The sequence below is a fragment of the Arthrobacter sp. B2060 genome (assembly GCF_059090445.1).
On the sequence record NZ_JBNHFR010000011.1, the window covers coordinates 37,210 to 61,094 of the forward strand.

A 23,885-nucleotide genomic window follows, 5' to 3' on the forward strand; every position below is an offset into this window, starting at 1 on the left:
GCTGAGACGACTGCCGGCAGGAACGGTGGAAGCGCCGTATCTGCCGCTCAACACTGGATGCCCACTTCCCCAGCGGGGTTTCGTAGTCATAGCGATTGCGTGAAGCTAACTTTCAGGGAGACGGTCGGATCCCGGCTTAGGGGAAGAGGGTCCGGGCACCTCCAAAGATCCCAGCCATGGTCCAGGCATCGAAGGAGAGCAGCCTCACGGTACCCTCGGCGGCCAGGCTTACGTGCTCACCGCCCAAGGTCGGGTAGACCCGGGCCGTGAGCGGCTTGCCGTTGGCGAAAATTTCGACGGCGGATCGGTCCACCAGGACACGCAGGTGTACCCGCCCGTCGGGCATCGGGAGCGGTCCGGACTTGTCCTCCACATCAAGGGTTGGATCGAGGCTGCTCCGAGTACGGTCGAGGCGGAGTGTGCCTTGGCCGCCGCCTTCAGTGGCCCGGCACACTTCGATCACTGTCTCCTCCTCGGATTTGCCGGACACACCAGTGTCAGCCGCCAGCAAACCCAGTCGCAGCACAGCACCCGGCTCGAGCTGCAAGTCCAATTCAAGGTCCAGTTGGCTGCCGGACACCCCCGTAGCCACAGATGCCGCGGCACCCACCAACTCCTGTCCCGGCAGGCCCACGTGGTCCCGGCGCAGCTTCTCGATTTCGGGCACGGGTGCGAAACGTAGGGTTCCGTCGTCGGCCAGGGTGGTGACGCGCGGCAAACTCATGACGCCCGACCACCCTGCCTCCACCATTGCGGCGTCGCTGCGGCCCTCCTGAAGCCAACCAAACATGATGCGCCGGCCGGACTCATCCAGGAACGACTGCGGCGCGTAGAAGAACCGCCCACCGTAGTCGAGCCGATGCAGCCCGGCGGGCTCGAAAGAGTCTCCCGAGTAGCGGCCGGTCCAGTACAGCGGGTGCCGGGTGTCGCCGTCGTCCCATGCGGAAAAGACCAGCACATCGGGCGCGTCACCAGAAGGAGGAACCGTTGCCAACGAGCCCCGGCCTGCCCGGAACAGGTCCACGCATTCCCACATGGTCCCGGTCCAGTCGGTATCGGCAGGATCGCCCTGTGAGGCGTCGCCGATGAACAGCGGGCCGACGTATTCCCAGGAGCGCAGATCCTCCGACTCGTACAGGAACGCCGTGCCCCCGCGCCCGCGAATGCCTGATCCCACCAGCTGCCGCCACTTTTTACCCTCGCGCCAGACGCAGTGATCGCGATACGCCGTGATGTCCACTCCGGCCGGCGGGGCTGGGATGACCGGGTTCTGAGGCAGTTTGCTCCAGCTCAGCAGGTCTGCGGATCCCACGGCAACGCATGGCAACTCCTGCTCGCCTAGCCGTCCCGAGTACACCAAGGTGGGCGTGCCGCCGTCGTTCACCAACACCCCCGACCAGCAGCCGTCGGCGTCCGGACCGGCCGACGGTTCCAGCGCCACCGGCTGGTCCGTCCAGTGGACGAGGTCGATGCTGGTGGCGTGGCCCCACTGGATGCGGTGGTGGAAGGCGCCTTCGGGGTTGTACTGGTAGAAGAGGTGGTAGGTGCCGTTCCATTGGCTCACGCCGTTGGGGTCGTTCAGCCAACCGGCCGGGGAAACAAAGTGGAAGCGCGGCCGGAGGGAGTCCGCATCGGCGCGGGCAATCAGTTCGTCCCGGGGAACGGTGGCGAGCGGGTGCGTCGATTCAGTCATGCGGAGGCCTTCTTGTCCGTAGGTTCAGTTGCCAGGGCGTGGCCGCCTGCTCCAACCTGCGGGCGGTAGCGGTGGCAGCGCACCCAGTGGCGGTTTTCGGGGTCGCCCACGCGGTGGCGGACGGGTTCCTCGGCCGAGCAGGCCTGGTTCGGGTCGCCGTCGAAAGCGCAGGTGGTCGACGCCATCACAGCCTGCCGCAGTTCGGCACGGCGGACGGGATCGTAGGAGCCTGCCCGGGCCGGATCCGGGACGGCAGAGACCAGCAGCTGCGTGTACGGGTGGGCTGGGTTGGCCAGGAGGTCCAAGGACTCGCCCTCTTCAACGAGCTCCCCCGCGAACATGACCGCCGTCCGGTCCGCCAGGTATCGGGCCGAGGCGAGGTCGTGTGTGATGTAGAGCATCGAGATTCCCTGCTCATCGCGGAGCTTCCGCATCAGGTTCAGCACGCCGATCCGGACCGAAACATCCAGCATGGACGTGGGCTCGTCGGCGAGAATGACCTGTGGTTCCACGGCAAGGGCCCGGGCAATCGCGACTCGCTGGCGCTGCCCGCCGGAGAGCTCGTGCGGGTAGGAGTTCAGCATGTCGGCCTGCAGGCCCACGGTGGTCATGAGCTCCTCGAGTCGCTGCTGCGTCTCTGTCTCGGAGCTGCCGCCCTTCCGGTGGATCGCTAGCGACCGCCGCAGGAAGTGCTCGATCCTGTGGGCGGGGTTCAGCGAGCCGAAGGGGTCCTGGAAGACCATCTGCAGCTGGGAGCGGAAGGCCCGGGAGGCTTGGAAGCGGTCGCGCTTGCGGACGTCGACGCCGTCGATCAGGATCTCGCCGGAGCTCGGCTTTTCCAGCCGGGCAACGCAGCGGGCCAGGGTGCTCTTGCCCGACCCGGACTCCCCCACCAGTGCGACGATTTCGCCGCGGCCAATGGTCAGGTCGATGCCGTGCAGAGCCCGGACGGACTCCCGGGAGAACAGGCCGCCTATGGGGAACGACTTTCCCAGTCCGCGGACCTCGAGTGCAGGTGTCCCGGTAGCAATGGCAGACCGCTGTGAAGATAGTACAGAGTGGCTCATCGTGCGACTCCTTCCAGAACGGCTGCTTCAGCGTCGGTACCAAACCCGGCCACGAGGTGGCCGGGTGCCGCCTCGGTGAGGTCCGGGATGTTCCGGAACTTCACGCCGTCGGGCAGTCCCGCCAGCGGAACCCGCGGGCCGCTGAGCGGCGGGAACGCACCCATCAGCGCCTGCGTGTAGGGGTGGCGGGGGCTGGCGTAGACGTCCTGGGCCTTGGCGGTCTCTACGATCCGCCCGCCGTACATGACACCCATGCGGTGCGAGAGTTCCACCATGAGGGACATGTCGTGCGTGATGAAGAGGACCGAGAAACCCAGTTCACGCTGGAGTTCCTTGATCTGCGCCATGATTTCCTGCTGCACCACCACGTCCAGCGCGGTAGTGGGTTCGTCGAGGATCAACAGGGACGGCTTGAGCGCCACAGCCATGGCGATCACGGCGCGCTGCCGCATGCCGCCCGAGAGCTGGTGCGGGTAGGACTTGAGGCGTGCGGGGTCGATCCTCACCAACTCGAGCAACTCACCGGCACGCCGCAGCGATTCCTTGCGCGAGTAGTCCGCATGAGTGGTGAAAATGTCCATGATCTGTTCGCCGATGGTCAGCACCGGGTTGAGTGAGTTCATGGCCGACTGGAACACCATGGCCACGTCCTGCCAGCGGAAGCGCCGCAGCTCCTCCGGGCTCATGGCCAGGACGTCCTTGCCGCCGAAGGAGATGCTGCCGCCGGCGATCTTCGCGGGATCCTTCAGGAGCCGCATGATCGAGTTGGCGATGGTGGACTTCCCACAACCGGACTCGCCCGCCAGCCCGAACACCTCACCGGTGCCGATGTTGAAGGAAACACGGTCGACGGCGGTGGTGGAGCGGGTGTCGCCGACGTACTTGACGGTGAGGTTCCTGACGTCCAGGACGGGCTCGTGGGAGCCGAAGGAAACTTGGGAGACAGTCACTTTGCGGCGCTCCTTTCGGTAATTTTTGGGGTTTTGATGTTCCGCAGCCGCGGGTTAGTAACCTCGTCCACGGCGTAGTTGATGAGGGCCAGGGCGAACGCGACCAGTGCGATGCAGACGCCCGAAGGCACGAACACCCACCAGCTGCCGGTTAGCAGGGCTCCCTCGTTGCCGGCCCAGAAGAGGTTGTTGCCCCAGGAGACCGTACTGACGTCGCCCAGGCCCAGGAACTCCAGGCCGGCCTGGGCTCCAATGCCGTAGATGACGCAGGCCAGTAAAGTCCCCATGACGATCGATGCCATGTTCGGCAGGATCTCCCGGAACATGATCCGGCCTGCCCCTTCGCCGGACACCACGGCCGCGGCCACAAAGTCCTTGGAGCGGATGGACAGCGCCTGCGACCGCAACACACGTGCCGACCCAGCCCAGCCGGTGACCACGAGGACCAGGATCACGGTTCCCAAACCCGGCGGCAGGAACGCAGCCAGGATGACAAGGAGCGGCAGACCGGGCAGGAGCAGGAAGACGTTGGTCATCAAGGACAGTGCTTCGTCAATGAACTTGCCAAAGTAGGCCGAGGCCAGGCCCACCAAAATGCCGATGAAGGTGGATGCGAAGCCCACAGTCAACCCGACGAACAGGGAACTGCGGGAGCCGTGGACAGTCAGGGCAAGTACATCCTGACCTTTGGCTGTGGTGCCGAGCCAGTGCTCGGGAGACGGTTCCAGCGAGGCCATCGCGGTGATCCGCGACGGGTCTCCGGGGAACAGCACGGGGGCCAGCAACGCAAGGGCGATGAACACGAGCATCACGGTCATGCCCAGCAGGGCCTTCTTGTTGGTGATAAGTCCGTGGACGAAACTGCGGTTGGGCTTGCGGGCAGCTGTTGGCTGAGTGGGCTGCTTCAGAATTGCGGTTGTCATGATGGTCCCTCTAGTTGCTGCGCACGCGCGGGTCGAGGCGGACGTAGAGGATGTCCACCAGGAAGTTCGCCAGCAGCACGGCGGCGGTGATGGTCAGGAACAGGCCCTGCATAAGCGGGTAGTCGAGGCCCTGGACTGCGTTGAGGAGTTGGTAGCCAACACCCGGGTACGCGAAGACCACCTCGGTGAGCAGCGCACCACCCACCACGAAGCCCAGGCCCATGCCGAAGCTCGTGACCGAAGGGAGCATGGCGTTCCGGGCCGCGTAGCGGAGCATGATGCGGCCCGGGCGGAGTCCCTTGGCTTCGGCCATGGTGATGTAGTCCTCGGAGTTTGTGGCGATCATTGTGTTCCGCATGCCCAGCATCCAGCCGCCGATGGAGACCAGCACGATCGTCAGCGCCGGGAGCACGAGGTGGGCGCCGACGTCGCCGATGAACTCCCACGTGAACCCGGGCTCCAGTCCGTCAGTGAAGGCGTGGCGGATGGGGAACCAGTTCAGCACCACGCCGAACAGGTACAGGGCACCCATCGCGAGCCAGAAGTACGGGAACGAGCCGATGAACACCAGCAGCGGCGGAAGCGCGGAGTCGATCGCTCCGCCGCGCCGCCAGGCTGCCAGGACGCCCAGCAGGTTACCCGCGACGGCGGCAATCACCAGTGCGGTTCCACCGAGCAGGAGGGTCCAGCCGATCTGGGACGAAATGACCTCGGTGACCGGGGTGGGGAAACGTGAGATGGAGACGCCCATTTGCCCCGTGAAGATGTTGTGAAGGTAGTCGATGTATTGCTCCCAGAGGGGCCGGTCGTCAACGCCGAGCAGCTTGCGCAGGGCCTCGATCTGTTCGGGCTGCATTCTGTCCTGGGAGCGGGCGAACATGCGGGAGACGGGGTCCCCGGGCATGAAGCGCGGGAGCAGGAAATTCAGGGTAATGGATGCCCAGAAGGCGATCAGGTAGAAACCCAGGCGGCGCAGGATGAAGCGCACGGTTTCCCTCCATTTCGGGAATTGCGGAAAGTTTGGGGCCACGCCCGGCGGGGCGATACGGCACTACGCCGGGCGTGCTGTGTTGGGGGCTGGTCGCCGGGTGTCCGGCGACCAGCGGTGGGACTACTTGCGCGGTTCCAGCGTGGTCAGCACCAGCACAGTGGTGGGTGACCGTTCGGACAGCGTGGCGTACGGGTTCTCCTCCGTGGGCCAGCCCGTGAACCGCGTGTCGTTGAAGGCACCCCATACCGGGCCGGAAAAGAGCGGCACCAGCGGCGCGACGTCGTTGTACTCTTCCTGGAGTTTGTCGGCGATGTCCTTCTGCTTGGACTCGTCCGCCTCCGCAGCGAACTCGGCCAGCAGGGCATCGGCCTTGGTGTCGCCGAAGCGGTGGTAGTTGTCGAACGTCTGGGTGCCCACCGGCTTGACCGTGGACGTGCCCATCATGCCTGCGAAGTACTTGTACGGGCTGGGGTCGTTTGGACTCCACACAATGCCGGAGTCGAAGTCGCCGGTCTCGTAGCCAGCCACCACGGCGGCCCAGTCCGGCGAGTCCACCTTGGCCGTCACGCCAACCTCGGCCAGATTCTGCGCGATCACGTTGGCCACGGACAGCCAGTCAGAAGAAGACGCGCCCACGGAGATCTTGAATTCGAAGGGCTTGCCATCCTTGAGCGTGCGCTTGCCGTCAGCACCCTTCGGGTAGCCAGCCTTGTCCAGCAGCTCGTTGGCCTTTTGGACATCCAGATTGGTCCAGGTGCAGTTGTCCTTGACCTCGTTGTTCTTCCAGCTCTCGTAGTTGCCGGAGAGTCCGGTGCAGTCTGCAGGCTTGGCGTAGCCGCTCATGCCGATCTTGGTGACCTGCTCTCGGTCAACGGCCATGCTCAGGGCCTTGCGGACATCGACATCGTTAAAGGGGGCCTTGGTGGTGTTGAGTTGCCAGTTGATCATGGCGCCCGTGGCCGGGAACCAGTAGTGGCGGTGTTCCTTGTCCTTGGAAACGAACGTCTTTTCGATGTTCGGAATGTACTGCGGAGCCCAGTCCACATCGCCGTTCGCGGCGGCGAGGTTGGCGCCGTCGTTCCCTGCAAAGGCGAGCATCTTGATACCGGCGATCTTTTGCTTTTCCGGCTGCCAGTAGTTGGGGTTCTTCTTCAGCACGAACGACTGGGCTTGGAAACTGTCAACCTCGGTGTAAGGGCCTGTGCCGACGGGCTTGGCGTTGGCGTTCTTCTCCGGATCGCCGAGGGTGGACCAGATGTGCTTGGGCAGGATGGTGAGTTGGCCGACGTCGTAGAGCGCCGGGGACCACGGCTTGTTGAAGGTGAAGGTGACCTTGTTGGTGCCTTCGGCGGCAACGGTCTTCAGATAGTCGTAACCACCCTTGATCTTCTTCTGGAGCTCGAACGTGTAGGCGACGTCCTCGGCCACGAACGGTTGGCCGTCGGACCACTTCACGCCGTCGCGCAGGGTGAAGGTGATGGATTTGCCGTCGGCGGCAGCCTTCCATTCAGTGGCGAGCCACGGCACCGTGTTTCCCTTGGCCGGGTTGAAGATCAGCAGCGACTCGTAGATGGACTGCTGGACCATCGGGTTGACGGTGGGCGCGAACGGGTTGAAGTTCTGCACGAACGTGCCCATGTCCTCACGCGGAATGGTCAGAAAGGCGCTGGCGTTCGCTGCGGCGTCGGTGCCGGCATCCTTGTTGACGGTGGCTGCACAGCCGGTCAGCAGCAGTGCGCCCACCGCCAGCCCGGCTGCCGTGATTCGGGCAGACCTCAGGAATCGGGGTTGTGTCATGATGGTTATCTCTTTCCTATCTTCATCAGCAAGGTGAAGGGGTGGGTAAGGGGTTGCTCTTCGCTATTGATTTCGCGGTCAGACCGAAGAGCGTTCTAGCAGCGGACAGCCGACTAATTGGTCGGCAATTATCGGCTGTCCTGCTGTAAGAGCTGCGAGCGTCTGGACTCCCAGGGCGCCCATTTTTGCGAACGGCAACGCAACTGTGGTCAGCTTGGGCCTGAGGTAGGCCGCAATCAGTTCCTGGTTGTCGAAGCCGATCACGGCGATGTCTCCGGGGATGGTCAGGCCCCGTTCTTTGATGGCGTCGTAAGCGCCCATCGCCATGCGGTCGTTGAGGCAGAACAGCGCGGTTGGCCTGTCCTTTTTCGGGTAGTGGTCCAAGATTTGGCACGCGGCCTCGTACCCGCCGTCCGCCGTTGCGTGTCCGGGCACCACGAGCTCCGGGTCCAGCTCGAGGCCGGCTTCGGCGAGTGCTTCGCGGGCACCCTCCAAACGCCCGACGGCGGCGGGAATGTCCGGGTCCAGGTTGATGACTCCGATCCTGCGGTGGCCGGCCTGGAGCAAACGTTCGACGGCGACGCGGCCTCCGGCGCGTTCGTCCGGGACAATCGAGGGCAGGTTCCCGTCCGCGTCGAAGCAGTTGATCAGTACGGTGGGTACTTCCTGGGCGCTTTCAGGCACGTGCACGCCACGGTGGTACGTTGCCGCGTACAGAAGTCCTTCCACTCGTTGTTCCAGCAGCTTTTCCACGGCTGCATCTTCCAAGCCCTGGTTGGGTCCTACCGCATCGGCCTGGTCGGAAGGCGCAATGAGGAGGAACCTGTGGTCAAGCCAGGCTTGGTCCTGGGCGCCCTTAATAATGTCCACCGCGAACGGGGCCGTCACGATCTCGGTGACGATTCCGTACCAGTCACTGCGCTGGGAAGCCAGTGCGCGTGCTCCAGCATTCGGGCGGTAGCCCAATGCCTGAACGGCGTCGTTGATGCGGGTGCGCGTTTCCTCAGAAATGCTGGCGTTTTCGCGATTGCTCAGCACGAACGAGACGGCCGTCCGGGAGACACCGGCGTGCTTGGCGACATCACTCATGGTGACACCCCGCTGCCGCACAGCCGCGGCTTTGTTGGGGTTCGTGGTTTTCGCCATTGAATGCTCCGGTGGTCTTGTTGATGCTGGGCGGTGCCAGCCGTTCGGGATTTGGGGCGTGTTTTGCTTTGCTGGACTTGCCAGTAACGCGCGCTAGTAACGCGGGTAACCTTGAACGTGTGACCTAGGTTACCCGCGTTACTTCCCCGCTGTCAACGATTCCCTCTACCTCTGGAAACTTCGCGTAGCGGCGTTCCTTGTCGGGGCACCCGGTCACGGCGAGGACGGTCCGACGTCATACCTTGAGGGACGCACTGTCGGGTGGGAGCCGAGGGCTGCATGCACTCAGTGTCGACGTGACTCTGCCCGCAGACAGGTCCCTCACTGCAACAGGTCCGGCCTGCTCCCCCGTTACTAGAGAACCTGTTCTACGGGCTCAGATTGCCCAAACAGGACAGTCACACCGAACCACGCTGCAAACGTATGACCAAGGAACCAGGGATCCCGGCTCGGACCGACCTCCAGAAAAAGCTCCAAAAGCCCTTTCTGTTGCTTTGACTTTCTCCGCGGCGCCAGACATCACTCCATGCCATCTCGGCATTGAGTGCTCAGGTAGACGAAATCGCGCTGATCGGCGGTCGACCCACAGCAATGAACGCCACGTCCAGTGGCTAGAGCCAAAACGCTTACTTTTATACCCCGTAGGGGTATATCCTAGCCGCAGGCAACACCTGGTCAGCAGAATTGAAGCTACAGGATAGCGCCGGTCACGCCGCTCTCAGTTGCCGGAACGTGTTGGGGCCCGAAGTCGTGTTCGTAGAGCTTGTATTCTGGAGCGCACCACCAATGGGACCGTCTCTGTCCGCAGGCTAACCCCTTATGCCGGCACTCCCTTCATGCTGCCCTGACTGAAACCAGTTGAGCTCACGCGTTCGGTTTCCGGTGCAGGTGCCGGAAGTCGGCACCGGCACCGGTCACAGCAGTGCCCGGACTATCTGGTGATTGACGGCCGGTTCGCTGGCGTTTCACCATGGTGGCACCGGCCCGACAGGTCATGTCCTAACTCGACACACACCATCACCCCCCCGGAAGGATCCCTTCATGTCGCAGACGCCCGGATATATGTATGGAGATCGAACGCTCGTTCAGAGTCCTGTGTCACTGGAGGACCTTGCCAAGCTCAAGGCCACCGTGCTGTGGAGCGAGGAGGACCATGCACTGCTGAAGCGGGCAGGGGAAGTTCTCGTTCCACGTGCCGACCGCGTTCTTGACGTCTGGTATGGCTTTGTTGGAAGTCTGGACCATCTCCTTGTGAGCTTCTCCGACCACCAGGGCACACCCGATGCCGACTACCTTGCCGCTGTGCGGCAGCGGTTCGCCGTATGGATTTCCGATTTGTGTATGCGCGAATACGACCAGGAATGGCTCGACTACCAGAACGAAATTGCCCTTCGGCACACCGCGGCCAAGAAAAACGAAACTGACGGAGTCGACTCAACCAGTGAGATCCATCTCCGCTACGTTGTGGCCTTTATCGTTCCGCTGACCATAACCATCCGTCCATTCCTCGCTGAAGAGATCAGCGACCAGGATGAACTGGATGCGGTGTACCACGCATGGCTGAAAGCCGTGACCCTGACCGCGACCTTGTGGGCCCAGCCGTACAGCCCATCCTGGTAATCGCGCCGAGCCGGCGAGCTGGCTAAGTGTGCCGATAGCGGCATTCCCAAGTCCGTTCTTGCCCGCGATTACGGGATCAGTCTGGAGACGATTTGTCAGGTATCTGGGCCTGACATCCGCCGCAGATCCGGTCAGGCCAGCCAGCGCCACCAGCGTGACCGCTCCGGTTCCGGCGTCGGTTCCGACTCCGGCTCCTCGCCCAAGGCCCGCGCGGCCTCGACGATGTCTTCCGCGGTGAGCGTCATGACGGCCTCACGATCGAGCGCGTCGAGACTTTGTTCCTCGTCGAGTGACAGCCGCAGCGCCTGGCGGTTGAGCGCCTGCTCGAACAGCGTGCGGGCGAACCGTGCGTTACCGGAGTCCTCGCCCGCGTGGAGCCCGGTGAGGATGCGGCGCAGCATCTGGTCCGCACCCGGCTCCAGCGTGTATTCGTGCTGGGCCAGCATCTGGTGGAAGATCGTCTGGAGTGCGTCGACGGAGTAGTCGGGGAACGTGATCTCTCGGGCGAACCGGGAGCGCAGTCCGGGGTTCGAGAGCAAGAAGGACTCCATCAGCCGCGGGTACCCGGCCACGATCACGACCAGGCGGTGGCGGTGGTCCTCCATCCGCTTGAGCAGAACCTCGATCGCCTCGGGACCGAAGTCCATCCGGCCGTCCTCCGGGGCCAGTGCGTAGGCCTCGTCGATGAACAGGACGCCGTCCAGCGCGCGCCGGATCACCCGGTCCGTCTTGATGGCGGTCGCGCCCACGTACTGCCCCACCAGGCCCGAACGGTCGACCTCGACCAGGTGGCCTTTCTGTAGCAGACCGACCGCGCGGTACATCTCGGCCAGGAGACGCGCCACGGTGGTTTTGCCCGTGCCCGGGTTTCCGAGGAACACCAGATGCTGTGATGTGGCTACCTCCGGCAGGCCGTGCGCCTTACGGCGGGCCTGAACCTGGAGCAGTGCGACGAGGGCCCGCACCTGTTCCTTCACGGTCTCCAGTCCGACCAACGCGTCGAGCTCGGCCTGCACCTCGGACAGCGGCCGGGCCGGCCCGGGCCTCGCACCGATGAGATCGCCGACAAGGTCGTCGACGCGCTCCGAAACGGGCAGCTTGAGCTGATCGGCCAGATGGCCGATGGTTTCGCGCAGGTCGTCGAGCGGATTGCGGCCGGAAGCCATGCATCTACTGTAGTACTCGACTCCCGACCGGGGTGGAGTTGGCCTCACCAGTATCAAACCCTTTTGGTCGTAGTACTCACGCGGAACAGGCAGTCTCCGTTAGATAATGCGGGCACTGGCCGTGCTTTCGGTGCTGACTACGGCACCAAGGATGAAGCGATTGCTGCCGGCCGGGACGCGGCGAGAGCCGACAAGGTGGAGCACGTCATCCAGAACCAGGACGGCAAGACTGCTGAGAAGAACAGCCATGGCAACGACCCCAACAACCACAATCAGGCCAAGAAGAAGGTCAAAGAAGCCCAGCCCATGGCAACGCTCACCATCAAATCCCGCGCCGACCTGCCCAGCTTCATCACACACCCTCGGCTTCTGGCCACAGGAGAACCTGGTCTGCATCACCGTGGACACCGACCGCCTCGGCGCCACCCTGCGCGTGAACCTCCCCCGGCATAACGGCGGCGAGTTCGGCTGCCAAACCCGCTGTGAATTCAGACCGCGCCTGCATCATCCTTTGGTGGGTGGGGTTTCCTGGATCAGGTTCCCATTCCCAGGTGTGCTCCGCCTGCCACGTCGAGGGACACGCCGGTGATGTAGCGGTTGTTTGGGTCGGCAAGGAAAAGGATGGCGCGGGCGACTTCGTCTGGTTCGGCGAACCGGCGCATGGGAAGTTGCGCGGCGCGCTTGGCCCGGTTGGCGGCTGCGTCCGGGCCGGAGTCCTTAGCGAACTGGGCCCACATGGGAGTGTTTACTGGGCCTGGCGCGATGGCATTGACCGATATGCCGTTGGGGCCGAGCAGCTCGGCGAAGGACCACATGATGTGAAGTACTGCGAGTTTGCTTGCGTTGTAGGGCAAGTAGTTGAGGCGGGCTTCTTTGGCTGCAACGGAGGAGAGGATCACGATGGCACCTGGAGTTCCGGTCCCAATCATTGATTGTGCGGTTTCCCGGACCATGGAGAACGTGCCGGAGCCGTTGATCCGCATGATGGAATCGAATTCTTCGGTCGTTGTTTTCATGATGTCCGGCGTGGCACCCAAGACTCCAGCCGCATGGACGAGAGCGTCGATGCGCCCGTACCTGGTTGTGATGTCACGGACGACTGTGGCGCATTGTTCTTCGGAGGTGATGTCGAGCGGGAAGAAGCCGGCCAGTTCCTGGCCCTCCTTCGGGCCGCGATCGGCACCTATGACGAGGGCCCCTTCGGCTGTGAGCGCGTCGACGACTGCATCGCCGATTCCGCCGCTTGATCCGGTCACCAGAACGACTTGGTCTTTAAGGCTCATCTGATAACTCCGCTTGTCAGATGCTGCCCTGCGGCTGGCTGGTGGGCTGCTCGTTTCATCTTTCTAGGTCCTTACTTGAGGTGTTTTCCAAAGGGTGTGCCATCGCTCCGGGCGCGGCTGCTTCAGTGGGCGCGCTCCGTACCCTGACCTGCTGCTGCACTGTTGAAGCCCGGGTTGCCTGCCATCCCCGGTCCAGGGTGGCGCACGTGCCCGTGCTGACTAGCTGTTGCCACTCGTGGCGTGGCTTGCCCATTGCCGGCCTTCTTGTTCTTCTGTGGGCAGTCCGGAGGCGGCGAGGACCCGGTCGAGCAGCCGCTGGGTATGGACGGCTTCGCGACCGGAGGTCAGTGGCTGCGCCCGGTCAGCGACCCGGTCCAGGAAATGGTGGACGGCGGCGGAGAATCCGAGCGTGTCCGTCGCTGTTGCCCAGCCGTAGGCCTCGGCGCTGAGCTCGCGTGACGTGGTGACTCCTCTGACGGTGGTCGACACTGTTTCCGGGGCGCGCACCTCCACGGTCTTGCCCTCGCCGTAGGCGTCGAGTTTCTCGTTCCAGGCACCTGCTGTTCGGGCAGCCATGAGCACTCCGGTGTTGCCGGTGTCAAAGCGAATCATGGCTGCGACGCCGTCTTCTTCCCAGGGGTCATCACCGGCGGCGTGTGCGGCCACGTCCACGGGTTCGCCGCCGCAGTACCAGCGGAGCAGGTCGACCATGTGAATGGCGTTCTCGAACGTTGCGCGGTATTCGGATCCGGGGCGGTTCTTTTGCGCCACGCAGAAGGTGGCGCCTTTCGTGCCGAACAGCTCACGGCCGGCGGTGTAGACGGGGGCGTAGCGGCGGTTGAAGTCGACCATCAGAATGCGGCCGCGCTCGTCGGCTAGGTCCGCCAAACGTTCTGCCTCCTCGGTGGCCGGGGCCAGGGGCTTTTCGCAGAACACGTCGACATCATTGTCCAGGCACAGCTGGACCGCGTGGGCGTGTTCGGACCGGGGTGTGAGGACGAAGACGGCGTCCAGGTCCCGAGCATCCAGCATGTCCTCCACGGAACGGTAGGCGGCGCCGAAACCCCAGCGCCGGACCAGGTTGCCCGGGTCCTCGCGGCGGGAGACCAGGGCTGCCAACTCGACATCATCGCGCTGGACGAGTGTGGGCAGCTGGGCGATGGTGGCGATATTGCCTGCGCCGATGACGCCGACGCGGAGGCGCTGGCCGTTCATCGGGCGTTCTCCATTTCAGCGAGATCAGTGAGCATTCCGCGCAGCGCGGTCGCGGATTCCCGAAATCCGTCCTCGGGGGTTGGGAGGTCTTGCGGGTGCCAGCGGTACTCGTACTCGATGCTCAGCAGGTCATCGTAGCCGTGGCGCAGCAGCGCCGCGAGGATCTGGGGCCAGGGAAGGACGCCGGTGCCGATGACCCGTGATCGGACGGCGCGCTCGGAAGCGTCGACGCGGGCCGTTTCCGTGGCGCGGAAGGCCGCACTGGGATCGGTGAACACAAGGTCCTTCACGTGCACGTGACCGATCAGGTCGCCTTGAACGGCAAAAGCCTCCTCGAACGTCTCGTCGTGGGTGAAGGTGAGGTTGGCCTGGTCGTAGAGAACACGAACGGCCGGGTGGGCAACCTCCTGCACGAGCGCGGCGGTGTCTGCCGCGGTCTGGGTCATGGTGCCAAAGTGGTTCTCCACGCACAGCCGCACGCCGGCCTGTTCCGCCTCAGGTGCCAGGGTCTGCAGGGCCTCCCGCAGTTTCGCCCATTGCCTGGCATGATCGGTGTCACCGGGATGCCAGGACCCCGCGTACACACGCACCCGGTCGGCGCCGAGCAGATGCGCGGTCTCAATCGCGCCACGGAATTCGTCGACTCCCCCGCGCCACTCGCTCTCGTCCAGGGCATTGATGGCTGTGGTGTAGGGCGTGAGGCCGATAATGGGCAGCCCTTCACCCTCCGCCGCCTTCAGTGCCTCCAGGGCGGCGCGCCGGTCCCCCTGAGGCAGACCTGAGGTGTAGCCGTCCTGGTAGATGACTTCGGCGGCATCGAGCCCTGCGGCCCGAAAAAGCTTCAGTGCCTCGGGGACCGTATGGTCCGGAGTGCCTAGTGTGTGACCTGCAAGCCTCATAGTTGATTGTCCTTCCTGAAAATGTCTTGTGTGGCTGTCCAGTCCGCTGGACCGACGAGCCGAGGTGGGGATGCGACGCGGGATCGGTCGACGATTTCCATCAGCAGCCCCCACGGGGTGATGAAGTAGGTCCAGCGGTTGCCGGCTACGCGCGGACTGTCGCCGGCGACTTCCTTGCGCTCCCCGAGCACGCGGACTCCCGTAGTTTCCTGCAGCACCGCGATCGCTTCGTCGACGTCGTCCACAACGAAGCACAGGTGGTGCCCGCCCGCGTCGCAGTGCCGGGGCGGGGTTTCCCGCCGCTCAGCGCTGCTCCATTCGAACAGCTCGATGTTCAGATTCGGGGGCAGGCGGAGCATGGCGAGGGTGAGCCGGGCATCGGCAGGGACATCGAAGTTGGTGGGCATGAATTCTTCGTCGGGTCCGCGGTCGGAGCGGTACAGCTCCTCGGCGCCGAGCACCTCGACGAAGAACCTGATAGCGTCCTCGAGGTTCGGAACTGTCAGGCCGACGTGGTCGGTGTGCCGCAGCCCGGGCAGCCGCCGAAGGGTTCCTTCGTTGGCCCCGTTCATTTGCGCGGTCCTGCGGTGGAGGCGCGCACCAGAAGTTCGGGTTCCAGGACGACGTGGTCCACCGAGCCGTTCAGGTTCTGCTTTTCCGCCAGTTCGATTGCGATGTTTCCCATGTCTGCGATCGGCTGCCGCACCGTAGTCAGGGGCGGGTTGAACCGGGCCCCCAGAGCCAGCCCGTCAAAGCCCATGACCGATACGTCCTCCGGTACGCGGATACCGCTTTGGCCCAGGGCCGAGATCACCGCGAAGGCGACCATGTCATTGGCGGCGATAATCGCCGTCGGAGGATTCTCCATCTCCAGATAGTGCTTTGCCGCGCGCGCCCCTGCGTCCGGATCGGAGCCGCTGTCGAGCACGAGGGGCGTGCTGTCGCCTTCAGATGACAGCTCCAGATAGGCGTCCATCCGGTCCTGGGCGGTGTGGGTCCCGGAGATACCGGAAACGTAGCCGATCGAGGTGTGCCCCAAGGAACGCAGGTGTTCCAGGGCGAGCATGATTCCGCGGCGGCTGTCGACGGTGACCGTTGGAACCGAGGAGTCGCCTTCCACACGGTCGATCACTACCACCCGGTGGCCAAAATCGAAGCGTTTCAGCGCGTCAGTGTCGACTTTCGTCGATGGCGCGACGATCCCGAAAGGCGCGTACATGGCCTGCATCGCGGTGAAGTACACCTCGGTCTTGGCCGGGTCTCCGTTGGTGACGCAGAGCAGCAGCTGGTATCCGCGGTCATCGGCCGCCTGGGTCATGGTCTTGGCAAGTTCGGCAAAGAACGGGTTGGTGATGTCAGGCACGATGAGGGGCACGAAGGTGCTGGTCTTACGGCGGAGCGCCTGGGCGAGCGGACTCATCGTGTAACCGAGCCCCTCGGCTACACGCAGGATGTGCTCGCGGGTTTCGCTTTTCACCGCTTCCGGCCGGGAGAATGCCCGGGAAACCGTGGACCGGTGCACGCCGGCCGCCTTCGCAACAACATCGATACTCAGGTCAGCCATTTTCTTCTCCTCCATGATGGTCGTCATACGCCTGCCAAATTGGGCGCATCACGTCTTCGAGCTCGGCCAGCGTCGGCAGCCCCCGGAATCCATCTTCCAGTGTCTGCGCGACACGGCGTACAAACGGATCATAAAGAGGGTCACTGTCCACGTCGATCACGGCGGACTCCGTCGTCCCGTCCAACGCGGTGAAGGTAGCAGACCCATCGGAGTCAACGGAGGCGAATCCCGCCTCGCCTGCCGACGTGTAACTGCAGTACCGCTTCAACGGCGAACCCGGGAAGGCGTAGCCCACCTCCACGATCGCTTCACATCCGCTCGGGGTGGTGACGATGAGGCTGGCATGGTCCTCAACAGCCCCGCCGTGCAGGGCCGACGAGAGCCGCGAGTCGACACTCACCGCAGACTCGTCACAGGCCTGCAGGAACAGGTCCACGAAATGCGGTCCCAGGTTCGCCAAACACCCTCCCCCTGCAGTGGCAGGGTCCAGCATCCAGGGATTGCCGTTATCCAGGTAACGCGAGGGCGGTCCGGCGATGAAGGAGATCCTCTGGTACGTGGGCCGACCAGCCTTGGCCAGCCACCGGTCGGCGGGGCCACCCCGCTGAACGAGCGGAACCGTTGCGGCCACCCCGGCCGCGTCCGCAGCCTTCCGCACCTGGAAAAGTTCCGCCAGGGACGTTCCGAGCGGCTTCTCCACAACGAAAGGAATGCCACGCTCGATCAGGGCCAGACACTTTTCCGCCATTCCATCGTGCGGGCCGAAGACATAGGCGAGCCCCACCTCGGGCAGATCGACCAGCTTCCGCCAGTCCGCCTCAACGGGAGCGCCCCAAGTCTTCGCCAGTCCCTGGACGAGCGACACGTTGTCGTCACTGATGCCGACGACCTGGTGTTCTTCGCCGATTGCCCGGGCGTACAGCGGAACGTGCCAGTGCGAAGCACCAAGAATGATCGTGCGTGTTTTGCTCACCCTGCCAGCTCCTTTGCTAAGTATGAGATCTTGTCGTCCGCTCAGTATGAGATCGATTGCTGAGATCGGTTGCAATAACACTATGGATGGTGGGAGAGTTTGTCAACGACACTTCAACAGCGGCCCAGGGGCGCCCCGGAACAAGGGAAACTGCCTGGGCCAGAAGAAAGGCCAGCAATGCATAAAAAACTTCGCACCCTGAAGACCATTGACCAGACCGGCGCGGTCCTGATCGTGCGCCTGGAAACCGCAGAGCTTGCAGAACAGGTGGCGGAAGCGGCAATCGCCGGAGGTTTTCGGGCCCTCGAAATCACGCTCTCGATCCCGGGTGCCGTGGACGTAATCCGCCAACTCTCTGCCAAGCACGGGCCCAACGGAGTCGCGATCGGAGCCGGAACTGTTCTGGACGAGCACTCAGCCTACGAGTGCATCCGAGCCGGCGCAGACTTCCTGGTCAGCCCCCAGCTGAACCCGGCGATGATCCGGACAGCTAACCGGTACCAGGTTCCGACCATCAGCGGCGCATACACGCCGACGGAACTTGTTGAGTCCGCCGAAGCCGGCGCTGACATCCTCAAGCTCTTCCCCACCGAAGCCGGCGGCATCCCCTACGCGAAGTCGGTCCTCGCCCCGCTGGCACACCTGCCGATCATGCCGGCAGGCGGCGTCACTCCCGGGAACGTCGCCGAATGGTTCGCTGCCGGCGTCACCTGCGTCGGCGTCGGCAGCGCCGTGACAAAAGCATGGCAACCCGACGGCGACTTCTCCCGCGTCACCGAGGCCGCCAGGGAATTTCTCTCAGCAGTGGCAGAGGCCCGCCAATGACAGCCCCCAAAGTCTTCATTGTCATCGGCCCTGCCGGATCCGGAAAGACAACCATTGCCCAGCAAACAGCCAAGGAGCACAATGCCGCGTACCTGGACAAGGACCGGCTATGCGGCCGCCTTGTCGAGTTCGCACTGGAGGCAACGGGACATGACCCCACCGACCGGGAATCCAACACCTTCTACCGGGAAAATCTGCTGCCCCTGGAGTACCAGACACTCATGGATGTCGCAGGAGTGAACCTGCGGCTGGGACGATCGGTCGTACTCGACGCACCTTTCGGCGCGTACTTCGCCGTACCGGACTACCTGGCGCGCGCCGCAGAAGAATTCCACTGGCCCCCCTCGCAGACCACGGTGGTGCGGGTACAAGTCTCCCAGGACGTTCTCCGAGAACGACTTATTCGAAGGGGCCTGGAAAGAGATCGGTGGAAACTTGCGCATTGGGACGAGTACTGGGCGGCACACGGCAGCCTGGACTGTGCCTGGTCCGGGGTCCATTTCCTTGATCTCAACAACGAGAAGCCCCTGCCCATTGAGGGATAACGGCTCAGGGCACGTTCCACGCGTTCCTGCCCGGTCGCTGACCTCCCCCGGCCCAACAGAGGCCGATTAATCGGAAAGCTTCCGATGGCGTCGCGCAACCTTGGCTTCTGAGGCCGGGGCCGGTCACCGCATTACGTCGACCCAGCCCGGAGCGTCTCCTCTTCGAGGGAATAGCCTTTGCCGCTAAGCACCAGAGGCAGCCCCTGACATCGAACGACGCCCGGGCTGCCATCTCAGGCTCTGCCACCGCCCCCGCCCAGCCCGGTCCGCGTCCGGACCCTCGAACAAAGACGGCAGCAGCTCCTCCTGACAGCCACTGGCGCAAGACCCGGACCTCCGTTTCCGAATCCAAAGAAATTCGTTGACAGACCCGCCTACCCTACGTATCGTTGCTTGCAACCGATCTCAGCAACCGATCTCAGCGGCGTGATCACTGCAACCGATCTCATTACCAGCCAAAGCAGCCGCATCGGCCTCCCTGGAGCTCATGCAATACCTTCCGAGCGAGGCACAGGCGGGCAAGACCGGACCACCACGTCGTTGCGGTTGTCCCGAATATTCCAAAACCCCTCCCCAGCAAACGTGAAAATATGGAGAGTTCAATGAAGACCTCAAAAGAAGCCGTCGGCAGTCCAGACCCTTCGGAGCTTCCCGAAGCGCCTGAGCGCCCTAACCGCTCCGTCAACATGGTGGCAGGCACCATCGGCCACTTCGTGGAATGGTACGACTGGTACATCTACGGGCTGCTGGCAGCGGTGTTCGCGGGACAGATATTCCCCAGCGATTCCCCGTTCGCCTCCCTTGTCGCAGCACTGCTCACCTACGCAGTCGGTTTTGTTGTACGCCCGCTGAGCGGAATCATCATCTCTCCACTGGCCGATCGCTACGGCCGCCGGCTCATCCTGACGCTGTCCATCTCCGGGATGGCGCTCGGCTCTCTGATCATCGGCCTCACCCCTTCATTCGCGACGATCGGCTACGCAGCACCTGTTCTCTTTCTGGTTGCACGCATCCTCCAGGGAATCTCGGCCGGTACCGAGCAGCAGAGCGCCATCGCGTTCATGGTCGAACACGCTCCCGCGAACCGGAGGGGCCTGTTCGGCTCGTTCTCCAACATGGCAAGCGGCCTGGCAACCCTCGCAGCGACCGGTTCGGCCGCGATCGTGACATCATCCTTTGCTCCCGCCGAACTCGCAGCCTGGGGCTGGCGCATCCCGTTCGTCGTGGGCGGCGTCCTCGGCATCGTCGGTCTGATCCTGCGGGCCCGCGCAGACGAGACCCCTGAGTTTGAGGCAGCTGCCCTCGTCGACCAAAAGTCCCCCTGGGCGCGCCTGATGGACCTGCTCCGCGAACACCCGAAAGCACTGCTGCAGGCAGCGGCACTCTCTGCCCCGGCTGTGGCCTACTACACCTGGGCCACCTTCCTCCCCACCTACGCCAAGCTGACCACCGGCCGGGACCTGTCCTCCACCCTGGCCGGGAGCGTTATCGGGCTGGCCTTGCTCGTCATTATCGTGCCGGTCTGCGGCGCGCTCTCGGATCGACTCGGCCGACGCAAAATCTTCCCAATCATCGGTGCCATCGGCATGATCGTGCTCTTCTACCCCATGCTCCTGCTGCTGAACCAGCCGGGCTTCTGGGTATACGTTCTGGTGTCAGCATCCGGATGGGTAGTTCTCGGTATCTGGCAGGCCGTTTACCCGACCATTCAGGCAGAGCTCTTTCCGGCCTCAGTCCGGGTAGCAGGCATCGGTTTCGCGCACCAGATCGTCATCGCCGTCTTCGGTGGCACCGCACCACTGATCGCCGCCGCATTCGTCGGCGCCGGACAACCCATGTTCGTTGCGGTCTACATGATCGCCATTGTCTCTCTCAGTCTCATCGTCTACTTCACGCTCCCGGAGACCGGAAGTAGGGCAGGGCGTGCCACCGTAGCTCCGGCGGACCCGGAGGTACTGGAGGGTGAGCACCTGCTCGCCGAGACTGCACACGGCGGGATCCAAGCGAATGGTTCCAAGCCGTAGGCGTCCTTCACGTACTCTCGTGACCATGTAACGCCCCGCACTTCGGGGATCGCCCTCGACCGAGGCCCGGTCGAGGGCGACCCCATGTCCGGCCAAGGCCAGCAATGGGCTGGTGGACGACAAACAAAAGTGAGTCCCGGACACCTTTAAAGTTCACCTACGCCGGGAACAAGCGCAGTCCGGCGGAACCTCATATCCCGATTGAGCTACACCCCAATCGATGTCAGGCACCCTCTCAGTTAGCTGTCAGAATAGGGTCCGATTCCCCTTAAGGGACAACGGCTCGAGAAACTCTTAGACCCCAGCCTGACAATGCTTAAGCGGGGAACGGCCCAGAGCAGTCATGCTGCCTTTCTACAGCGCATCCACGAAGGACCAGAATCAGCATCGCTGTCTGTCATTCTGCTACTCGATCATCGCGAGCTGGATCAGAACGACGCCCCAATCCAATGCCCACCGATCGAGAATCGGCCACGCGCTATAAGGCCCGGAATCAGGGAATCGCTCACCATCAAATCCCCCGCAGACCCGCTCAGCTTCATCGGACCTCGGCTTCTGCGCCCGCACGACACCCGGTGTGTCTTCCGTGGACACCAACCACCGCTGAGGGAATCAGGCCGGCGGCAGCGGACGCAACGGTGGCCAGAGGACGACGGCGGGAGGTACCGCCGTCGTCCTCTGGCCGTTTTGTTCTTACTGGTCGGACGCCGGGTCCGTACCGGCCGCTGACACAAGCGGTCCCAGCATCAGACTTCCTGGCGTGAACTCCTCACCGCATTCGGCACACGACACCACCGGTTTCAGGTCGGCCCCGCAACTGTGCCGGTAAGAGGCACGGGGTGTCTCGTCGCGCATCCATGTACTGCTCCACGCTGCGAGTGAAATGAGAATGGGCGCGACTTCGGCCCCGGAAGTTGTGAGGTGGTACTCGTAGCGCGGGGGGCGCTCGGAGTACTGGACGCGCTCGATCACGCCTTGGCTTTCGAGTGTGCGCAGTCGGCCCACCAGGATGTCGCGGGACGCGCCGGTATTACGTGCGATCTGATCGAATCGGTGAACGCCCAAGGACATCTCGCGAAGCGCCAGCAGCGCCCACCGCTCCCCGAGCACGTCGAGCCCCGCCGCGATGAAACACGCCCTGGGCGCATCTACTGCCTTGTCGGTCGGCCGATTCATCGTTCACCCTGCCTTCGATAATTTCTTCAAGTATACAAGTCAGTTGGAAAATCCAACTGACTCGGCTACTCTGATGCTCTGACGTCGCGACAACGGCGTCGCCGCCTATCTGAGATCAGGAGAATCCATGCCACTGCTATCTGGCGCCGTCGTCCTCGTTACCGGTGCAAATGGAGGCCTGGGCCGCGAGCTCGTGGAACAGGCCCTCGCTCGGGGTGCTGCAAAGGTGTATGCGACGGCCCGCCGCCCGCAAGAGTGGAACGACTCCCGGGTCGTCCCCCTCGCCCTCGATGTCACCAACCCTGACTCGATCCGGGCCGCCGTTACCCAGGCCCAGGACGTCACCGTTCTGATCAACAACGCCGGCATGAGCGTCGAATCGGACGCGTTCTTGGCACTCCCCGACGAGAAGATCCGTGAGGTCATGGAGACCAACTTCTTCGGACCGGTCGCCTTGACCAGGGCATTCGCACCGGTGCTCGCCGCCAGCGGGACATCAGCGGTCCTCAACATCCACTCGGTGCTCAGCTGGATCGCACTCACCGGCGCCTACAGTGCATCAAAGGCCGGGCTGTGGTCGGCTACCAACTCCTTCCGCGTGGAACTGGCCCCGCAAGGCACGCAGGTCACGGGTGTTCACGTCGGCTACATGGACACAGCCATGGCCAAGGGCGTGAATGCCCCGAAGACCTCCCCCGAGGAAGTCGCGCGGAAGTCGTTCGATGGGCTCGAGCAGGGTGATTACGAGGTCATCGTGGACGAAATCAGCGCCGGAGTGAAGCGCGGCCTGTCTGGCTCGATCTCGGATCTGTACCCTTCACTGGCAGCCAGCACCCCGGTATGACCGCGATAAACCCTGAAGACCTGCAGAGCTCTAAGGAGGAAACCCCGGTGTCGACCAACAGCTCGGCGCAACGCTCGGAAACCTTCACCTGGATTGATCCGGCAATCGCGCTCGAACAACTGCCACGGCTATCGGGCCTGGACTACTTTTCCGGCCTCCGCAACGGCAGCATTGCGCCGCCGCCGATCGCTTCGCTCATGAATTTCGATCTCGTCGATGCGAGGTACGGACACGTCGAGTTCCAGTGCTGGCCGGGAGAAGCGCACTACAACCCCCTCGGAATGGTGCACGGCGGCCTGGCCTGCACGCTCCTCGACACGGTGCTCGGCTGCGCAGCACACAGTACCTTGGAAGCAGGGATCGGCTACACCTCTATCGACTTGGCAGTCAAGTACCTGCGACCCATCACGCTTCAGAAGGGTGCTCTGCGCGCAGAGGGGTCGGTCGTAAAAACCGGCCCGCGGGTGATCTTCACCGAAGGCTGCCTCAGCACCGCCGACGGAGAACTCCTCGCCACCGCCACGAGCACGCTGCTCATCTTCCCCCACCAACCGGGCGCTCCGACAACATGACTGATACCGGCACCGCCGTTGCCCTGACGCGTGCCGCTCAGGATCGCGCCTTGCCCCCGGCCCCCTTCGGGCATGCCCGCGTTGAGCCGCTTCGGCATGCCCTTGGGGCTTGCCGGTCCTGGCGGCGGCTGGTCCGCCGCGAGGAGCTCTCCCGGTCCCCGATGTGGCCGGAGGAAATCCTCTACGGGGCAGCCAGCTCGCTGTGGCTGATCCTGACCGCCGTCAACGTGTTTCGGCGCCTTCGCCGGAAAAGACGAGGTACGAAGAGCTCGCCGCCGCCGTCAGCACCGCGCAGGTCGGTTCGCGGACCGAAACCACCGTTGCCTTGGCCTTGGATCGGGTAAGGCACCTCACCACGAGGCGGACCGTCCTGATGCGGCGCTGGACGCTCGATCCCGGCCGCGTAAGCTGCTCGATGGACTGGTCGGCGCCTGCCAAGTTAGCCTCACTGCGGCCAGCCTGCGGGCCAACGGAGGGCTGAGACTCCAGGTCCTGGTGACCATCGGCTACCGCGACCTGCTGGCCAAGATCCAGGAACGGCAGCTCAAGGACCAGTAGCACATCGAGATCACAGCTGAAGTCCACTGGTTTCTTCCGCCGCCGCATCTGGAC

At 63.7% G+C, this 23,885-nt stretch carries 23 protein-coding genes; 7 read left to right on the forward strand and 16 right to left on the reverse strand.

What is annotated here, in order from left to right:
- Window positions 1–136: 136 nt before the first annotated feature.
- From AC5RUM_RS17360 to AC5RUM_RS17390, 7 genes are all read right to left on the reverse strand, one after another.
- Complete coding sequence (locus AC5RUM_RS17360) at window positions 137–1,693, reverse strand: glycoside hydrolase family 32 protein (protein WP_494036115.1); 1,557 nt, start codon at window positions 1,691–1,693, stop codon at window positions 137–139.
- The gene (locus AC5RUM_RS17365; RefSeq protein ID WP_494036116.1) at window positions 1,690–2,760 is read right to left on the reverse strand and encodes an ATP-binding cassette domain-containing protein; all 1,071 of its coding nucleotides are present in this window, start codon (window positions 2,758–2,760) and stop codon (window positions 1,690–1,692) included. The genes AC5RUM_RS17360 and AC5RUM_RS17365 overlap by 4 nt, the downstream gene beginning before the upstream one ends.
- Window positions 2,757–3,710: an ABC transporter ATP-binding protein gene (locus AC5RUM_RS17370; RefSeq protein ID WP_494036117.1), complete on the reverse strand. Its 954-nt coding sequence runs from the start codon at window positions 3,708–3,710 to the stop codon at window positions 2,757–2,759. Before AC5RUM_RS17370 ends, AC5RUM_RS17365 begins: the two co-directional genes overlap by 4 nt.
- Window positions 3,707–4,633, reverse strand: coding sequence for an ABC transporter permease (locus AC5RUM_RS17375; RefSeq protein ID WP_494036118.1), 927 nt, complete (start codon window positions 4,631–4,633; stop codon window positions 3,707–3,709). The genes AC5RUM_RS17370 and AC5RUM_RS17375 overlap by 4 nt, the downstream gene beginning before the upstream one ends.
- 10 nt (window positions 4,634–4,643) lie before the next feature.
- Window positions 4,644–5,621 (reverse strand): ABC transporter permease, encoded by a 978-nt coding sequence (locus AC5RUM_RS17380; protein WP_494036119.1) that lies wholly within the window; start codon window positions 5,619–5,621, stop codon window positions 4,644–4,646.
- Window positions 5,622–5,744: 123 nt separating this feature from the next.
- The gene (locus AC5RUM_RS17385; protein WP_494036120.1) at window positions 5,745–7,421 is read right to left on the reverse strand and encodes an ABC transporter substrate-binding protein; all 1,677 of its coding nucleotides are present in this window, start codon (window positions 7,419–7,421) and stop codon (window positions 5,745–5,747) included.
- A gap of 78 nt (window positions 7,422–7,499) precedes the next feature.
- Window positions 7,500–8,567, reverse strand: a complete 1,068-nt coding sequence (locus AC5RUM_RS17390; RefSeq protein WP_494036121.1) for a LacI family DNA-binding transcriptional regulator — start codon at window positions 8,565–8,567, stop codon at window positions 7,500–7,502.
- Between the two features lie 1,041 nt (window positions 8,568–9,608).
- Between AC5RUM_RS17390 and AC5RUM_RS17395 the strand changes: the two genes are divergently transcribed.
- Complete coding sequence (locus AC5RUM_RS17395; protein ID WP_494036122.1) at window positions 9,609–10,187, forward strand: protoglobin domain-containing protein; 579 nt, start codon at window positions 9,609–9,611, stop codon at window positions 10,185–10,187.
- A gap of 131 nt (window positions 10,188–10,318) precedes the next feature.
- Here the strand turns inward: AC5RUM_RS17395 and AC5RUM_RS17400 are convergent, their stop codons facing one another.
- Entirely contained in the window at window positions 10,319–11,353 is a 1,035-nt protein-coding gene (locus AC5RUM_RS17400; protein WP_494036123.1) for an AAA family ATPase, read from the reverse strand.
- Between the two features lie 63 nt (window positions 11,354–11,416).
- Here AC5RUM_RS17400 and AC5RUM_RS17405 point away from each other — a divergent pair, with 63 nt between their 5' ends.
- Window positions 11,417–11,806: a DUF2188 domain-containing protein gene (locus tag AC5RUM_RS17405; protein ID WP_494036124.1), complete on the forward strand. Its 390-nt coding sequence runs from the start codon at window positions 11,417–11,419 to the stop codon at window positions 11,804–11,806.
- Between the two features lie 80 nt (window positions 11,807–11,886).
- Here AC5RUM_RS17405 and AC5RUM_RS17410 read toward each other — a convergent pair whose 3' ends face one another.
- The 6 genes from AC5RUM_RS17410 to AC5RUM_RS17435 form a co-directional block, all read right to left on the reverse strand.
- On the reverse strand, window positions 11,887–12,636 hold the full coding sequence (locus AC5RUM_RS17410) for an SDR family NAD(P)-dependent oxidoreductase (protein ID WP_494036125.1): 750 nt from the start codon (window positions 12,634–12,636) through the stop codon (window positions 11,887–11,889).
- 219 nt (window positions 12,637–12,855) lie between these two features.
- Complete coding sequence (locus tag AC5RUM_RS17415) at window positions 12,856–13,851, reverse strand: Gfo/Idh/MocA family protein (protein ID WP_494036126.1); 996 nt, start codon at window positions 13,849–13,851, stop codon at window positions 12,856–12,858.
- Window positions 13,848–14,750: a sugar phosphate isomerase/epimerase family protein gene (locus AC5RUM_RS17420; protein ID WP_494036127.1), complete on the reverse strand. Its 903-nt coding sequence runs from the start codon at window positions 14,748–14,750 to the stop codon at window positions 13,848–13,850. Before AC5RUM_RS17420 ends, AC5RUM_RS17415 begins: the two co-directional genes overlap by 4 nt.
- Window positions 14,747–15,322 (reverse strand): VOC family protein, encoded by a 576-nt coding sequence (locus AC5RUM_RS17425; protein WP_494036128.1) that lies wholly within the window; start codon window positions 15,320–15,322, stop codon window positions 14,747–14,749. The genes AC5RUM_RS17420 and AC5RUM_RS17425 overlap by 4 nt, the downstream gene beginning before the upstream one ends.
- Entirely contained in the window at window positions 15,319–16,314 is a 996-nt protein-coding gene (locus AC5RUM_RS17430; RefSeq protein ID WP_494036129.1) for a LacI family DNA-binding transcriptional regulator, read from the reverse strand. Before AC5RUM_RS17430 ends, AC5RUM_RS17425 begins: the two co-directional genes overlap by 4 nt.
- Window positions 16,307–17,287, reverse strand: coding sequence for a Gfo/Idh/MocA family protein (locus tag AC5RUM_RS17435; protein WP_494036130.1), 981 nt, complete (start codon window positions 17,285–17,287; stop codon window positions 16,307–16,309). Before AC5RUM_RS17435 ends, AC5RUM_RS17430 begins: the two co-directional genes overlap by 8 nt.
- A 177-nt stretch (window positions 17,288–17,464) precedes the next feature.
- Here AC5RUM_RS17435 and AC5RUM_RS17440 point away from each other — a divergent pair, with 177 nt between their 5' ends.
- From AC5RUM_RS17440 to AC5RUM_RS17450, 3 genes are all read left to right on the forward strand, one after another.
- Entirely contained in the window at window positions 17,465–18,112 is a 648-nt protein-coding gene (locus AC5RUM_RS17440; RefSeq protein WP_494036131.1) for a bifunctional 4-hydroxy-2-oxoglutarate aldolase/2-dehydro-3-deoxy-phosphogluconate aldolase, read from the forward strand.
- The gene (locus AC5RUM_RS17445; RefSeq protein WP_494036132.1) at window positions 18,109–18,657 is read left to right on the forward strand and encodes a P-loop nucleotide/nucleoside kinase family protein; all 549 of its coding nucleotides are present in this window, start codon (window positions 18,109–18,111) and stop codon (window positions 18,655–18,657) included. Before AC5RUM_RS17440 ends, AC5RUM_RS17445 begins: the two co-directional genes overlap by 4 nt.
- Window positions 18,658–19,259: 602 nt before the next feature.
- Complete coding sequence (locus tag AC5RUM_RS17450; RefSeq protein ID WP_494036133.1) at window positions 19,260–20,681, forward strand: MFS transporter; 1,422 nt, start codon at window positions 19,260–19,262, stop codon at window positions 20,679–20,681.
- A 693-nt stretch (window positions 20,682–21,374) separates the two neighbouring features.
- Here AC5RUM_RS17450 and AC5RUM_RS17455 read toward each other — a convergent pair.
- Window positions 21,375–21,857: a winged helix-turn-helix transcriptional regulator gene (locus tag AC5RUM_RS17455; RefSeq protein WP_494036134.1), complete on the reverse strand. Its 483-nt coding sequence runs from the start codon at window positions 21,855–21,857 to the stop codon at window positions 21,375–21,377.
- Window positions 21,858–21,984: 127 nt separating this feature from the next.
- On the opposite strand from AC5RUM_RS17455, the gene AC5RUM_RS17460 reads away from it, so the two are divergent.
- On the forward strand, window positions 21,985–22,701 hold the full coding sequence (locus AC5RUM_RS17460; RefSeq protein ID WP_494036135.1) for an SDR family oxidoreductase: 717 nt from the start codon (window positions 21,985–21,987) through the stop codon (window positions 22,699–22,701).
- Complete coding sequence (locus tag AC5RUM_RS17465) at window positions 22,698–23,273, forward strand: PaaI family thioesterase (RefSeq protein ID WP_494036136.1); 576 nt, start codon at window positions 22,698–22,700, stop codon at window positions 23,271–23,273. Before AC5RUM_RS17460 ends, AC5RUM_RS17465 begins: the two co-directional genes overlap by 4 nt.
- Window positions 23,274–23,495: 222 nt before the next feature.
- Here AC5RUM_RS17465 and AC5RUM_RS17470 read toward each other — a convergent pair whose 3' ends face one another.
- Window positions 23,496–23,858 (reverse strand): hypothetical protein, encoded by a 363-nt coding sequence (locus AC5RUM_RS17470; protein WP_494036137.1) that lies wholly within the window; start codon window positions 23,856–23,858, stop codon window positions 23,496–23,498.
- Window positions 23,859–23,885: the final 27 nt, after the last annotated feature.